This window comes from Stenotrophomonas rhizophila, assembly GCF_007667275.1.
GTDB lineage: Bacteria > Pseudomonadota > Gammaproteobacteria > Xanthomonadales > Xanthomonadaceae > Stenotrophomonas > Stenotrophomonas maltophilia_AE.
The window spans coordinates 224,297-238,223 of record NZ_VDQT01000001.1; the positions used below are offsets into that span (position 1 = coordinate 224,297).

Consider the following 13,927-nt stretch of genomic DNA (forward strand, 5'->3'; position numbering starts at 1 on the left):
GCGTGGCGTTCCGCTTCACCGCATGGGAACCGGAAAGACGTGATCCTCCTTCATCCGTTTCTTCCCCCATGAAGTGAAGGTTTTCCATGTCCAAGAAGCAGCTCACCACAATCAACCCATTGACCGAAGAGGTGATCGCCACCTACGCCTACATGTCAGACGACGAAGCCGGCGCCGTCGTCAAGGCCAGCCACGAGGCCTACCTTGAGTGGCGCCTGCGCTCGCTGGATGAGCGGGCGAACGTGGTGGCCGCCATCGCAAAGGCGCTGCGCGAACGCAAGGAAGAGTTCGCCCAGCTGATGACCCGCGAGGTCGGCAAACTCATTGAAGACAGTCGCACGGAAGTGGAGCTGTGTGCCGCCATCTGCGACTACACCGCCCAGCAGGGGCCCGCAGCGTTGGCCGATGAGGAGCGCGATGTCGACGGCGCCACCGGCATCGTCACCCATTCGCCGATCGGCGTGGTGTACGGCATCCAGCCCTGGAACTTCCCGGCCTACCAGGCGATCCGCTACTCCATCGCCAGCCTGATGGCCGGCAACGGCGTGCTGCTCAAGCATGCGGAGAGCTGCACCGGCAGCGGGCTGCTGCTGCGTGACATCTACGAAAGTGCCGGACTGCCGAAGGGCCTGCTCGGCGTGCTGCTGATCAGCCATGACCAATCCAACGACATTGTGGAAAACGACCTGGTCCGCGCGGTGACGCTGACCGGCAGCGAGACCGCAGGGCGCACCGTGGCGGCGAAGGCCGGCGCAGCGCTCAAGAAGACCGTGCTGGAGTTGGGCTCCAACGACGCCTATCTGGTGCTTGACGATGCCGACCTCGACCTGGCCGTCGAGACCTGCGTCAAGGGCCGCCTGTTCAACAACGGGCAGACCTGCGTCAATGCCAAGCGCTTCATCGTGACCGAGAAGAACTACGACGCCTTCGTTGCTGCTTACGCCAGCAAGTTCGAAGCCATCAAGATGGGCGACCCGAACGCCGCCGACACGCAGCTGGGCCCACTGGTTTCCGAGGCGCAGCGCGACAAGTTGCATGAACAGGTGACCAAGAGTGTCTCGCAGGGCGCCCGCCTGCTGGTGGGTGGTGAAGTCCCGGATCGTACCGGCTGGTTCTATCCGGCCACCGTGCTGGCCGACGTGGCGCCGGGGCAGGTGGCGTATGACGATGAGCTGTTCGGCCCCGCAGCCGCCATCATCCGTGCCAAGGACGATGAGGATGCGCTGAGGATTGCCAACGACAGCCGCTACGGACTGGGCGGCGGTATTTTCAGCCGCGACGTGAAACGCGCCCGTGAGCTGGCCACGAAGTATTTCGATACCGGGATGGTTTTCATCAACACGTTCGACGTCGCCTCGCCGGCGCTTCCCTTTGGCGGGGTGAAGGCTTCGGGCTACGGCCGCGAGCACGGTCCGGAAGGTCTGAAGGAATTCGTGAACGTGAAGTCGATCAAGATCCCGGCGGCAACCTGACGCCAGGCGATGGGCCAGATGGGCGGGGGCCGCACGGCTCCCCGCCCTTGCTACGCCACCCGACCCCACGTCTCAGTGCAGGGACGCTGCGGGTCCGAAGAATTCGTAGTGCACCTGGTCGTCCGGAACCCCAGCGTCCATCAGCTGCCTGCGCATCATCCGCATGAAGGGTTTTGGACCCAGGAAATAAACGTCAACGTCGCGCCTGCCTTCCTGGGCGGCGGGAAGCCACTGTTGCAGCTGATCCAGTGTCAGATACCCGATGCCATGCGGCGCGTCCGTTTCCTGGCCCTCGTAGTGGTCATAGCAGTAGTAACGCTCCAGCTGCGGGTAATGGGCCGCGCTGCTGTCGATGTGCTGCTTGAACGCATGGACGTTGCTGTCTCGCGCGCATTGAATCAGGGTGAGCTGCCGACCGGTACCCAGGGCCTGCTGCAGCAGCGGCAGGATCGGGGTGATGCCTACGCCCGCACTGATGAACGTGATCGGGCGGCTACCGGGCACCAATGTAAACGCGCCGCCCGGGGCATTGAGCAGCAGCTCGCTGCCTACGTGCACGTGATCGTGCAGGTGGTTGGAGACCACACCGCCGGGTTCACGCTTAACGCTGATCCGGTACGTCTCGCCGTTGGGTGAGGCAGACAGGGAATAGTTGCGGCGAAGCTCTTCGCCTTCCACGAAGATGTGCAGGCCGATGTACTGCCCCGGCGCGAAGTCCATAACCGCCCCGCCATCGACAGGGGCAAGGTGGAACGAAGTGATTTCCGCGCTCTCCACCACCTTGGCGATGACCCGGAACGCACGGTCGCCACGCCACCCTCCCACTGCCTGGGCCTGTTCTTCATAGCGCGCGGTCTCCGCGCCGATAAGGATCGCGGCCAGCTGCCCATATGCCTCCGTCCAGGCGCTGAGCACCGCCGGCGTTGCAATGGCCGGGCCAAGCACCTCACCAATCGCCGCGATGAGGCACTTGCCGACGATGTCGTAGTGATCGGGCTGGATCTGGAGGGCAACATGCTTGTTGACGATCTGGCTCGCCAGGGGACCCAGGGCTTCAAGGCGGTCAATGTTCCTCGCATACATAAGCACACCGTTGGCCAGCGCTCGCGGTTGATCGCCGCTGGCCTGGTGGGTGGCGTTGAAGTACGGGCGGACTTCCGGATGCTCGGACAGCATCGACTGGTAGAAGTGCGTGATCAGTGCCTCGCCGCCTTGTTCAAGCAGCGGCACGGTGGAAGAAACAATGGCGCGAACGTCGTTGGAAAGCATCGTGGTCACTCGTGTTGGACGAGTAGGGGAGAGCAGCATTCGTGCCAACCGCAGGACCTTGAACCATCAACGACTTGGCGCCATGATGAGTCAGAATGACCCATGCCCGGCATGGGTCGATATGACTTCACGAAGGTCAATATGACTCAGGCGAACCAGCTTTCGGCGTTGCTTCCCCTCCTGACCGACCTGACCCAGGAGCTGCCCGATGTGGAGCGCTTCCGTCGGCTTCTGGAAGGGCTCCGGGCGGTGTTGCCCTGCGATGCCACGGCACTGCTCCGCCTGGAGGGCAATGATCTGGTCCCCGTTGCCATCAACGGACTCAGCCCCGACACACTAGGCAGGCGCTTCAAGGTCACCGAGCACCCCCGTTTGGCGGAACTCCTGGCAACGCAGGGGCCGGTGCGCTTTCCCGTAGACAGCCCGCTGCCAGATCCCTACGACGGCCTGGTCGAGGGACTGCAGGGCCACCTGCCGGTCCATGACTGCATGGGCTGCGCACTGCGCATAGAAGGCAGGGCCTGGGGACTGTTTACCGTTGATGCGCTGGACACTGCGCGTTTTTCGGAAGGGGATCTTGAGCTTATCGCCGCTTTCGCCGGCCTGGCGGCGGCATCGGTTGCCGCTGCTTCGCGCATCCACACGTTGGCACAGCAGGCAGAAGTGGCACGGGAACAGGTGACCCACGCCATGCAGGAGGGACCGCGTGCGGCCCGGCGCCTCAGCGGCCAGAGCGTCGCGCACAGACAACTGGCCAGGGAGATCGACCTCGCCGGACCTACCGACCTGTGCGTGCTCATCCAGGGCGAAACAGGGGTCGGCAAGGAGCTGGTCGCGCGGGCTTTGCATGCGGCGTCGAGCCGTGCAGGCAGGCCCATGATCAGCATCAACTGCGCGGCGCTGCCCGATGCCCTGGTGGAAAGCGAGCTGTTCGGTCATGTCAAAGGTGCCTTTACCGGCGCCACCTCGGACCGCCGCGGCAAGTTCGAGCTTGCCAGCGGTGGCACGCTGTTCCTGGACGAGGTGGGCGAGCTGCCGCTGGCAACCCAGGCCAAGCTGCTGCGGGCTCTGCAGGAGGGGCAGGTGCAGCGGCTTGGATCCGACCGGGAGCACCACGTGGACGTACGCGTGATTGCAGCAACCAACCGTGACCTCGCCGACGATGTGCGGCGAGGGACGATGCGCGCCGACTTCTACCATCGGCTGAGCGTGTTTCCCCTGCATGTGCCGCCTTTGCGGGAGCGCGGGCGCGACGTGCTGGCCATCGCCGGCTTCTTCCTGGAAGAGGCGCGCGCCCGCCACCGGATGGGTGGGCTCCGGCTGGACGCGAGCGCTCAAGCCGCCTTGCTGGCGTACCAATGGCCGGGGAACGTGCGCGAGCTGGAACATACCCTCGGCCGTGCCGTCATACGGGCGCTGAGCGATCACGAAAGCCGCCCCCGCATCCTTTCATTGCGTGCCATTGACCTGGGGCTGACAGTTCCTGGGCCAGCAACCACGCCTACTGCTGCACCGAATTCGATGCCGGCAACGTTGTCCATGCCTGACGACCGCGGCCTGCGTGAGGCTGTTTCCGCGTTTGAGGCGCATCTGATCCGCACCGCGCTCGAACAGCATGATTACCAGTGGGCAGGCGCCGCCCGGGCGTTGAAGATGGACCGCGCGAACCTGGTGCGGCTGGCCAAGCGCCTGGGTATCGAGCGGCTTTCGTCGCGTTGACTATTGCCCGGAGCCGGTGGGCGACAGACTCGGTCACCCACCTTTCCGCTTGCGCGGCGTCTTGCCCGCACCCGCCGCGACAGTCCCGCCCGTCTTCCTGGTGATGGCCCCGATCCGCGGATCGGCGGTCACCGCGCAGCTGCTGGCCGGGGTGACCAGGCAGGTGCACGGGGCCAGCACCCCGGGCGCACCGGTTGCCGTCATGCCGACGAAACCGAGCGGGGCATGGGCGTGGCGGATGCCGCGCGGTGGCTCTGCCGCAGGCTCGCCCTCGGCATCAAGCGGCCAACCGGTCTCCCCGGTCGTGCGTACCGCCACCTGCCAGTAGTCGCCGCAGTGGTACTCGCCGTCCGGGTCGAAGCGCACCTGCAGGCCATCCTCCAGGTCGATCCAGTCTTCCCCAACGCCGGACGCAGGCTGCAACGGAACCGCGCCATCGTCCAGGCTCACATCGCCGCGCGCCTGCTGGTCCCAGCGTCGTACCTTGCTGGTCGCGCTCGCCTGCCGCGGCGCGTCCGTCGCCAACACCAGTTCATCGCCTTCCACGCTGGCCAGTCGGCACAGCGGGCCCGGGCGGCCCTCCAGATCATCGTTCTCGTCGCTGAGTTCCACCCACTGCGCGTCCGTGAAGCCACGCGTACTGCCCACGCGCAGGCGCTTGCCGCCCCCGGAGACCCAACGCGTCAGCACGCTGCCGTTGTCGCGTGACCACTTGAAGGTCGGTGCGCCGCTGTCGCTGCCGCGATGGATTTCCACGCGGTAGAGATGGTTCTCGGTGCCGCGGTAGGCGACGTCAGGATCGGTTACGCAGGGATCGTCCAGGCGCTCGGGCGGTTGCAGGCGCAGCGTCATGGCCGGCTCTGCATCGCGCTCAAAGAGATGCAACGGCACCGCGCATGCCTGCTCCGGGCTTTCGCGCAGCAGATCAAGCTGTGCCTGCAGCGCCTCCAGCCGTTCCTGCAGCCGCGCCCGCTCATCGTCGTCCCCGGCCTGCTCGATGCGCGTCTTCAAGGCCTCGATCCGGCCCTGCAGGCGCTTATCCACGTCGGCCAGATCGAGCGCGCGCACCTGCCACACCACCTGCGCACGGCTGGACGTGTCCGGGCCGCCCAGCGCGACTTCACGAAGCTGCGGCATTTCGGTGCTGGTTACGTGACGCTCCCAGACCTTGAGGTACACCCAGAACCGCGCGTCGTCGCGGCTGGCGTTGCCCAGCCAGCGGCGCAGCGGGTCGATCGGCCCGTCCTTTCCTTCAGACGGGGTGTAGTGCGGCTGACTCAGGTAGTCGCACCCGTCGCTTTCGCAAAGGATGCCCTGCACGTAGTAGCGCCCCGCACTGATCTGCAGGCCCAGGCCGCCGTTGTCGACCAGGGCCAGGCCAAAGCCAGGGCTGCCAGCGGGCGCGGCGTAGGGTCCGAACAGATCCAGTGCCATCGTGCGCAGGTAGTGCAGGAGGATGGCACCCTGTTCGTTCGGATCCGCGTCCAGGGTGACGCGTCCCTGCTGCAGCAGGACCTGGCTGAAGTGGTGGCGGGGGTCGAAGCTGTCCCGCGAGAAGTCGCCTTTCATGGGGTGTTCCTTTTTGGATTCAGTCCGCGAACAGGAGCCCGACGGTCATGCCGGCCGGTGTATGTTGGTCCAGGCGCGCGCGCAGGTTGGCTTCGCGCTGGGGTTCATGGAGATCGTGGTAAACGCCCATTTCCGAGCCGTCATCGGCCCCGCGACGGATCTCCTGCGCGGTGTCGGGGGTGAGCCGCGCGTACCCCGGAAGGCCGTAGCGGCGGGACTGGAAGCGCGGCTGCACGCGCTGGCGTTCGGCCGTGACCAACGTCTTCCCGATCGCTTCCGGCAGATGCCGCGCGCGTACCGCCGCGGTCACCTCGTCGGGCTGGCAGCGGTAGCGTCGCGGCGAGCGGCAGTGGCAGGGAATGTGGCTGTAGCGCACGCACCCGATCTGCCGCCGCGCCACGTTCAGGCAGTCATCGAACAGGGTGTTCTCCACCAGCGCCATCGCATGCACCTGTACCTGCCCGAACACCGTGCTGTCGCGCAGGGTAAGGCGCACATGGGCCACCGCCGCATCCAATGCCCCGATGGCGTCGCCGCTGCCAGCCGCATCGACGATGCTGTCGTTGATGACCAGCGTGATCGGATCGGAACCCGCTTCGTCCTGACGCACGTGGATGGAACCCACAATACTGTGCTCGATCTGCACGTGTGCCTGCACGCCGAGCAGTTCCAGGCTGGGCTCCGAAGCGCGCTCCGGGCCGCAGTCGCAGCCGATCCCCCAACCCGGCACCAGCGTGCAATGGCGGATCACCACGGCGGTTCCGCAGTGGGTGGTCTGCGGGTCCTGCGCTGCGCTCACCTGCATCGGTCGCCCGGCAAGCAGGATGCCCTCCAGCGTGAAGCGGCTCCCGGCGTCCAGCTCCACGCTCAGCGCATCCGGCAGGTCGGTCTGCCAATCGATCAGGCGGATGACCGGCCGCGCGCCGGCGGCGGCGCGCAGCGTCAGCGACTGCCCGGGACGAAGGCGCACGTGCACCGGTTCGACCCACACGCCGCTGTGCATCAGCTCGATCACTGCGTGGTCGGGCATTTCCTCTTCCCACCTGCGTAGCGCGTCGCCAAGGCGGGGCAATGACGAGGCGCCACCCTGGCCGACGCGATACAGCGTGAAGGATTCCGCCGGCCGACGTGCAGGACGCGGATACTCGCCGCCGCCGATATCCGCTGCGAAGCCATAGTGATAGCTGACCCGCACGCCCTTCTTCGGCACCTGGTCGGGCGGAAACATCAGCCGTCCGCGCTGCGGGTCCACCGCAACCGTGCCGCGCCGCGGCCGGTAGCGCCAGCCGCCCAGGTCGGCCACCACGATCGCATCCATCGGCACCGGTGCGCTGCCGTCCTGGTTGGCCCACTGCTCGGCCCAGACCGCCAGGCTGGCATCGACCCCATAGTCCTCGCGCAGGTGGTCGCGCAGGTCGCGGCGGCGCAGCGGCAGCGGCAGGTTCTGTTCGTCGGCCTGGTGGAAGGCGTCCGGCTCCGGCCGCGGCCTGCGGTACAGCGGCGCATCCTGGCCCAGCACGCTGAAGGTGAAACAGTGCGCGCCGGCTTCCTCCACGCAGTAGGCCGGGGTACGCGTGACCGGGTAGCTGCGCATGCGCCAGACATGCACGCCAACACTGGGGATGTTGTACCAGCCCCCGCGATGGCGCGACGCGATGCGACGCAGGTCGGCGCTGTGGGCCAACGTGTCGAACGGCCCACCGCAGCGGTCCAGCGCGGACAGGTTGCGCAGGTCTGCCGTGCCGAGGCGGTCGGCATGCAGGTGATTGAGGTGCTGGGCGCGGTCAAGCAGGCGGAAGTGCTCCTGCGCGCGCGCCGGCCAGCCGCTGACGTCGAACGCCAGGTCTTCCAGCAGTGAAACCGTGCCCTTGCGACGCCGCTGCGCGATCAGATGCGCGATCTCGCGTCGGGGCACGCGGACCCGCTCCAGCGCCGGGTCGCCGCCTTCGCCCAGCGGCGCCTCTACCGGCTGGTAGCCGAGCAGGTCGGCGAGGTAGGGCACGGCCCAATCCGCCGCGGTTTCAATGAACCAGTTGTCGTACAGGCGCGAAATGTCGTCCTCGACCAGGTTCACCTGCTCGGCGATCACCCGCAGCAGCGCCTGCAGCGGGTAGCCCTGTTCGGCGTCACGGATACGGTGCACTGCGGGCAGCAGCCGGTACAGGCGGTCTTCGCGGGGAAGCGTGTGCAGCGATGGCAGGTCCATGTCGGCACTCACGAGTCGGGGTTGAGGATCAGGGTGTCGGCGACGGACGGCATGAAACAGGCGATCTGCGCGGGCCGCGCCACGCCGTTTTCCATGCGGCCCGGTCGCGCGTCCACGCGGGGCGGTGGCCGCTGCAGCGTGCCGCCGCCCTGCAGCGATTTGCCGGGGTCGTCGCCATGCAGGATCTTCTGCACCTGTGCGGTGATCTGCGCCTGGCTCACCAGGCGCGGCTGGCCGCTCTGCGGGTCGAGCTCGGTATCGGTGATGCCGCCGAAGCTGTCCACATCGACCCAGTCGACCCCGGGAACCGACTGCATCGCCGCGATCGCCTCGCACAGCAGCGCCGGCTGGCCCAGCGCCCGCGCATCGAAACCAAACCGCACCAGCAGCCGCTCGCGCACCGCGGTAGCCACCGGCTCCCAGCGGTAACCCGGCAACAGCCGCAGGTTCGCCTGCAGGACCAGTGCGATGCGCTCGCGCCAGACCAGGCGTACCGGCAGCCCTGCGTCGCCCAGCGAACGCAGCGCCTTGGCCAGGTTGCGATGCAGGTCCGAATCGATGTCGATCGGCATGTCGTCGACACCTGCGTAGGTCACCTGCACGAACGCGCCTGCCACGTCGGCCAAGCGGCGTGCATCGGCCTTGGCGATGCCGGCGAACATACGGGTGAAGTCGGCGTAGTCCGACACCGAGACCAGGCGGTCGAGCGCGATGACCGAGCGTGGCGCGTTCTCGCGGATCAGTGCGTCGGTCTCCCGGTCGGCGCCGCCCGAGGCGCGCAGTGGGTTGACCACGTCCTTGAGGCCCAGCGGGCGGGTGACCATCAGCGCGACCTGGCCCGGGCGCACGTTGCCGCCCTTGCCGATGCCGTTGCGGTATTCGGCGCGCAGGTTCTCAAAGCCACTGGGCGGGCGCAGGCCGTGTTCGCCGTCGCCGAACACCACCCCCGTGCCCCCGGCGCCGTCGGTGGTGGTAACGAACGCACGGTCGTCCGGGCCAAGCATTGCCAGGCTCGGCGCTTCGGTCCACGCCACATCATTCACGTACACCTTCAGCGTGCTGGTGGCGCCCAACGCGGTGGGCGCCGGGCGCCAGGTCAGCGGCGGCTGGCGCAGGTCGAACCGCTGCAACGGGCGGCGCGCGTCGCTGCTGCCCAGTACTTCGCGCCGCGTTTCACCATGGCTGGCGGCAACCACGTTGCCGCGCAGGCGCACGCTGGCCCGGTAGTAGCGACAGGCCAGCGGCGTGGCCAGCTGCAGGGTGGTGTGCGGACGGTCGCCGGGCAGGGTCGGGTCCTGGCCGTGGCGCAGGCCGGCGACCATCATCAGCTCGGCCGAATGCACCCCGCGCACGCCGGCGATGTCGCTGCGTTCCCCTTCCACCACCACCCAGCGCCCGGACCCCAGCTGCTCGTGCAGGGGCGCCAGTTCCAGGGTGTCGCCGTAGACCTCGTCCAGGATCGGCGCTTCGGCCAGCACCAGCACGCGCCGCTGCGGGTACAGCCAGGTACTGCGCAGTTCCGTGATGAGCGCGCGCGACTCCTTGCCGCCCTCGACCTCGCGCCACTCGGTTGGCCCGTCTTCATCGCCGACATCGATCCGCGTGGTATCCCCGGACAGGCCGTAGGCGCTGCGCGGCCCGTTGCGCGTGCGCGCCACGCGCAGCACCTCCAGGCGCGGCGGGTCGTCGAAGTCTTCGCCCGCGCGCGACACCAGGAGCAGTGCGCCGGCCGCCAGCAGCGGGTCGGCGCTGGCAAGGAAGGCATTGCTGCTGGTCTCGTCCGCGGCATAGCGCCAGTCCGGCCAGCTCTGCAGCGACGGCAGGCCCTCGCCATCCGATGCCGGCACCGGGTGCGCCGCAGTGGCGCCGAACAGTGCCTGGCCGGCACCGAGCAGGTACACCGCCTGCAGCGCAGCCGGTTCGGCGCCGGCGTCGGAACCGCGCCAGGCGGCGTAGTAGGCGTCCTTCAGGCGCGGCGCGAAGGCCGTGATCAACTGCGGTTGCAGGTCGGCACCGCGCGCGAAGGCGGCGCCAAGGTCGCGACGCAGGCGAAGGCGGTTGGCCGCCTGCACCTGGGGCGGCACCAGCAGGGCCTCGGCCGCGTCATCAGGCGTGGAGGTGACGGTGCCGCTGCGCGGGAGTTCCAGGGTGCCCAGCGCATCGCCGAATGTTGCGATGACGTCGCGCGACTCGCCTTCAACCCCGTGCTGGAGTTGTTCGCTCCATTCGGCCAGCGGCCAGGCCTCGGCGCCCAGGTAGAGGCCATCGCGCAGCCGCGTCACGTTACGCAGGGCGCGTGCATCGCCCTGGCCGTTGTCCAGCAGGCGCTGCAGGTCGAACGCCAGTTGCTGCAGCAACGGCAGCGCCTGCGGCACCAGCGTACCCAGAGGCTGCAGCCGCAGCAGGGTGCGTTGGGCGTCGAAATCGATCACCACCGCCAGCACACGGCGGGCCTGGTAGCGGATGGCGCTCTTCGCGAACTCGAACAGCAGCAGGTCACCCACCTGGACTTGGCTGTCCACGCCCTCCACGTACAGCTCGTTCAGCGCAGGCAGGCTGTCGGCGTCGATACGCTGCGGTCGCTGGCGGCGGATGCCCAGGTCATTCCACTCCCGGCGCGCCTGCAACGGCTCGTCGGTTTCGAACATCTGCGGCAGTTCGTCCGGGCCGGGAATCGACTGCGCGCGGGTGCCGACCGGGATGTCCACGGGCTCGGCCTGCTGCGTATCGACGGTGTAGGCCAGGTGCACGCTGGCCGATACGCCGGCACGTGGCTGGTAGCCCACCAGGTTCGCAAGTTCCACCAGCGAGCGGCGCTGCACCGCCGTGCTCAGGTAGCCTTCGTTGGCAATACGCTCCTGGTAGAAGGTGAGCACGTCGCCGACACACGCCCACGCATCCAGCAGCGCCAGCGCGGGATCGGCCGGGTCGCGCGTGCTCAGCGCCTGCAGCGGCCGATGGCTCACCAGCGTCTGGCCGTCGGCGCCGGACGCCAGCACTTCCATGCCGGGCAGGCGTGCCTTCATGCTGGCCAGGAATCGCCCATGGGTACCGACCCGGCAGGGCAGGGCGGGCAGGGCCGGGCGTGGCGACATCTGCACCGGCGTCATCGTGGTAACGCCGCTGCAGCAGCCGCAGTCCGCGCCACCGCAGTGGCAGTCGTGTGCGCTCATCGTCCACCTCCCACGCTGATCGACAGCCGTCCGTTTCCGGGTTGTGCGGCGTCGCCGTCCAGGCGTGCTATCTCATTCCGCTTCAGGACCAGCACGCCATCGTCGAGTTCGCGGTTGGGCGGCTCGTACATGCGCTGCAGGCGGGTGACCCGCGCACACTCCACCCCGGGCACCGACATGGCTTCGGCCACCAACGCGCTGACGCGCATGCTCTGGCCGAACTGCAGGCGGTCGGGATGGAACCAGCCGGGCTGGCCGTCGCGGCGGCAGCCGGCGCTGAACCGATCCAGCAACGCTGCCTTGACCGCGCCACGCTCGTGTCCGGGCAGCGCGCACACCTCCAGCGCCAGGTCCAGCGGCACGTAGATCGCGGTCTCCACGTGCAGGTCGTGGCCCATGCGGCGTGCGTGTTCAAGCGCAGCCTGGACCTGGCCAACCAGCGCTGCCGACGCTGGCACCTGGCCAATCGGATCGAGTGCGACGTCGGCCTCGTACCAGCTGCCGGTCCACACAAGCTCGGCCGCAGCGCCCTGCAGGCGCGGCTCGCGCCCGGCGATGCGCGCATAGTCGTCGGCCACGATGGCGCGCTGCAGGTCGGTGCGGAGCGCCGAGGGCGCAAGCAACCGTGCCTGCGCCAACGGTTCCGGGTCGACGCCTCCCTGCGCTGGCATCGGGTTGCCGACGCGCAGATCAAGGCTACTCAGGTGCTGGCCGCGCACATGCAGGCGGTTGATGCTGCCGGCGCCGACATTGCCTGCAGCACCGTTACCGACCCGGTACCACGCCCGCATCGCCAGGCCGGCGCGCGGGGCCTGGCCCAGGCTGCCGTCGCCGAAGCGCAGCCGGGCACGGCCGTCGTTGTCGATCTCGGCGACGACATGCCGGTCATTGCCCTGGCTGCCGAGCAGGTCGTAAACCGGTGACCAGTGTTCGTTGTCGCTGTCGCTGACGTCCAGCGCCGGCCGCGCATCGCGCGGATCGCCACCGGCACCGGCACTGGCGGGGTCGCCCGGTGCGGGTGCGCGGTGGCAGTGGGTCAGTGGCGACTGCGCCAGGCGCCAGCTGACGCGCGCAGCGCTCACCTCGCGGTCGGCGGGCACGCCTTCGCAGGCGCAGCCGGCGGCACCCTCGACCTCCGGCACCGTGCCCAGGTCTTCCGGGCCGGTGCTGCGGCCATGATCGACCAGCACCACGTTGGCGAACACCATCGACACGTCGCGCAGGCGGGCGCAGTTTGGCGCCGGGCCGAGCGCGGACAGGCACAGCGGGAACGGCAGCGCGTCGCCGGCATGCCAATCGATCCGCAGCAGCGGCGTCGGTCGTGGATCATCCGGCCCTACGGGAAACAGGCTGTCTTCGTCCGGCGTGACCGTGACCACGCGCACTGCCCACACCCGCAGCGGATCGGCGTCGGCGGCCAAGCCGCTGCGTGCACCGACCACCTCGCGCAGGATCAGCACGTCGCCCACGCGCAGGTCGAGCACGCGCGCCTGGCCTTCGGCATCGGCCCACGCGTCGCGCAGCACAGCCGTGGTGGCACCGCGGTGCAGGCAGCAGTCCTCGCGGCCCCAGTCGTAGAGGCCGATACGGTTGTGCGCGGCGCGCAGGCGTACGCGGGCGCCGGCATCGCCCACCGGCTCGAACACCGCCAGCGCCGGTTCGGCCAGGCCCGCCATGCGTTCGTCGTCCAGCACCGTTGGCAGCGGCGCATCGCTGGCAATGCCGCTGAGGAAGGCGAGGTCGGCGGCGGCCAGCTCGACGTCGCTGCCGGTTTCCAGCGCGACCCAGGCGCGTGCGTTGCAGCCTTCGTGCAGGCGGTAGTCCACCAGGCGGGCATGCCGGCGCACTGAAATGCGCTGGCGCGCGGTACCGAGGTAGGCCTCGGTCGCCACCGCGTCCTGGTAGTAGCTGAGGTAGTCGCCTACGTAGGCCAGCAGCTCGGTCAGGGTGATGCCGAGGTCGGGCACGCAGCGCGGCTGCCAGTCCGGTGAGATCAGCGCCAGGCGGTCTTCGATCAGGCGCTTGAAGCTGGCGTAGTCCTTGGCCAGGTAGGGCAGCGACGGCTCGGCCGGGGCTGCTTCAACGCAGGGCGCGGCGCTGGCGCAGTCTAGATCGGCGGGGCAGCCGACCTTGAACGAGAACGGGATGCTGGCGTACATCGGATCGAGCCCGGCCACGTCCTGCAGGTGCAGGCGGTAGCTGCCGTGGTCGCCACGCCGGTCCAGCCGGACGATCAGCCAGTCATCGCGGTCGGGGCCGTCGCCCACGTGCGGATCCACATCGAGGATGGCCAGCGGGCGGTCGCTGCGCCCGCCTTCCACGCGCAGGTGGCGTGGCAGGTCCGGGCCGTCCTCGCGCAGTTCAGGCGGCAGCTTGCCGAGGAAGGTCACATGGAGCGTGAGCTGGTCATCGGAGACTTCCACGAAATCCAGCCCGACCCGTCCCTGGAAATTACGGACGGCCTGGCGGCGTGGATCGGTAAGGCAGGAAAGGTGCATGGCATGGCTCCTGGTCGCGGC

General features: G+C 68.5%; 7 protein-coding genes. 2 read left to right on the forward strand and 5 right to left on the reverse strand.

Annotated features, from left to right (window positions below; translation table 11 throughout):
- The first annotated feature begins 86 nt into the window (after positions 1 to 86).
- Positions 87 to 1,472 (forward strand): NAD-dependent succinate-semialdehyde dehydrogenase, encoded by a 1,386-nt coding sequence (locus tag FSZ13_RS00955; RefSeq protein ID WP_145477571.1) that lies wholly within the window; start codon positions 87 to 89, stop codon positions 1,470 to 1,472.
- 72 nt (positions 1,473 to 1,544) lie between these two features.
- Here the strand turns inward: FSZ13_RS00955 and hmpA are convergent, their stop codons facing one another.
- Entirely contained in the window at positions 1,545 to 2,741 is a 1,197-nt protein-coding gene (gene hmpA, locus FSZ13_RS00960; RefSeq protein ID WP_145477572.1) for an NO-inducible flavohemoprotein, read from the reverse strand.
- Positions 2,742 to 2,843: 102 nt separating this feature from the next.
- Here hmpA and norR point away from each other — a divergent pair, with 102 nt between their 5' ends.
- On the forward strand, positions 2,844 to 4,460 hold the full coding sequence (gene norR / locus FSZ13_RS00965; protein WP_313955396.1) for a nitric oxide reductase transcriptional regulator NorR: 1,617 nt from the start codon (positions 2,844 to 2,846) through the stop codon (positions 4,458 to 4,460).
- Positions 4,461 to 4,493: 33 nt separating this feature from the next.
- On the opposite strand, the gene FSZ13_RS00970 is transcribed toward norR, so the two are convergent.
- From FSZ13_RS00970 to FSZ13_RS00985, 4 genes are read right to left on the reverse strand one after another with little or no spacing between them, the layout of a single operon-like run.
- On the reverse strand, positions 4,494 to 6,029 hold the full coding sequence (locus FSZ13_RS00970) for a DUF6519 domain-containing protein (protein WP_145477573.1): 1,536 nt from the start codon (positions 6,027 to 6,029) through the stop codon (positions 4,494 to 4,496).
- Positions 6,030 to 6,048: 19 nt separating this feature from the next.
- The gene (locus FSZ13_RS00975) at positions 6,049 to 8,235 is read right to left on the reverse strand and encodes a hypothetical protein (protein ID WP_145477574.1); all 2,187 of its coding nucleotides are present in this window, start codon (positions 8,233 to 8,235) and stop codon (positions 6,049 to 6,051) included.
- Positions 8,236 to 8,243: 8 nt separating this feature from the next.
- Positions 8,244 to 11,408: a putative baseplate assembly protein gene (locus FSZ13_RS00980; protein ID WP_145477575.1), complete on the reverse strand. Its 3,165-nt coding sequence runs from the start codon at positions 11,406 to 11,408 to the stop codon at positions 8,244 to 8,246.
- Positions 11,405 to 13,906, reverse strand: coding sequence for a putative baseplate assembly protein (locus FSZ13_RS00985; RefSeq protein WP_145477576.1), 2,502 nt, complete (start codon positions 13,904 to 13,906; stop codon positions 11,405 to 11,407). The genes FSZ13_RS00980 and FSZ13_RS00985 overlap by 4 nt, the downstream gene beginning before the upstream one ends.
- Positions 13,907 to 13,927: the final 21 nt, after the last annotated feature.